This is a genomic window from Paenibacillus ihuae (assembly GCF_001368795.1).
Lineage (GTDB): Bacteria > Bacillota > Bacilli > Paenibacillales > Paenibacillaceae > Paenibacillus_AQ > Paenibacillus_AQ ihuae.
In genome coordinates this window covers 627,242-628,442 of record NZ_LN831198.1, presented here as the reverse complement: position 1 = coordinate 628,442, position 1,201 = coordinate 627,242, and the positions used below count along the sequence as shown (strand labels likewise).

Below are 1,201 nucleotides of genomic sequence, written 5' to 3'. Positions count from 1 at the left end.
CTGAAGGGTTCCCTGGCGGAGCGCATGCGCTATCGCCTCCGGGAACCCTTGCTGTCTCAGGAACGCAAGATCAGCTGCTGTATTCTTCGTGCCCGGCAAGATAATGACATCCGGTGTGCCGAGCTCCAGAGCTGAGGTCACATAACGTACTGCGGTATCCGGCTCATCCTCCAGCGGATCAAAATCAGTAAAATTCGAGATTCGCGGATAGCGGATGACCGCGATATCCAGCTCCTTGGCGCTTCCGGGCTGCTTACGCCCCGAAGTTCCTTCCAGAACTACGGAGTCCTCCGCCTCGATCCGCAGCTGCGGCAGAAACGGCAGCACCCCGAGCACCGGAATACCCGTGCGCTCCTCCAGCCAGTCCAGCCCCGGCTGCAGCAGTGAGAGATCACCGCGGAATTTGTTGATGATGAAGCCTTTGACGCGTGCCCGTTCATGCGGCTCAAGCAGCTCCAGGGTCCCCACCAGAAATGCGAAGACGCCCCCCCGGTCAATATCCGCAACCAGCAATACCGGGGCGTCAGCCCAGCCAGCGAGATTCATATTCACAATATCCCGCGCCTTCAGGTTAATCTCGGCCGGACTGCCGGCCCCCTCCATCAACACGGCATCATAGCTGTCACGCAGCCGTCCGAGCGCAGACATAACCGTCTCCTTCGCCTCCGGAAGGAACTTCTCGCGGTACTCCCGCGCACTCAGCGCCGCATGCGGCACGCCATGTACTACAATCTGTGCGCTCATCTCCCCTGAAGGCTTCAGCAGAATCGGATTCATATCGGTGGTAGCTGTAATGCCGAAAGCCTCGGCCTGCATGCCCTGGGCCCGGCCGATTTCTTTGCCGTCCAGCGTGACATAGGAATTGAGCGCCATGTTTTGGGATTTAAACGGGGCAGTGCGATAGCCGTCCTGTACCAGGATCCGGCCAATGGCAGCGGTAACGAGGCTCTTGCCGACATCCGATGCCGTTCCCTGTATCATCAGCACAGCCGCAGGCCGCTGCTGTGGTTGTAGTTCAGTTTGTTGTTCCATGTATGGGTCCTCGCTCTCTTCCTGCTTTCGGTGTGTAGCTTGCGGCTAAGCCGCCGCCAGCTACATCAGGTTGTGCTGCAGCAGCACAAGAAGCAGCAGTACCACTGCTTCCAGCAGCTCGTTCAGCGCGCCGTACACGTCGCCGGTGAGCCCGCCGAGCCGGCCGCTG

At 59.8% G+C, this 1,201-nt stretch carries 1 protein-coding gene and 1 pseudogene; both read right to left on the bottom strand.

Annotated features, from left to right (window positions below; translation table 11 throughout):
* Positions 1–1,032, bottom strand: a 1,032-nt coding sequence (locus tag AQR02_RS02850) for a cobyric acid synthase (RefSeq protein WP_082451597.1), incomplete at its 3' end; no start/stop codon positions are given.
* 60 nt (positions 1,033–1,092) lie between these two features.
* Positions 1,093–1,201: pseudogene (locus AQR02_RS33415) on the bottom strand (adenosylcobinamide-GDP ribazoletransferase); the annotation flags it as partial.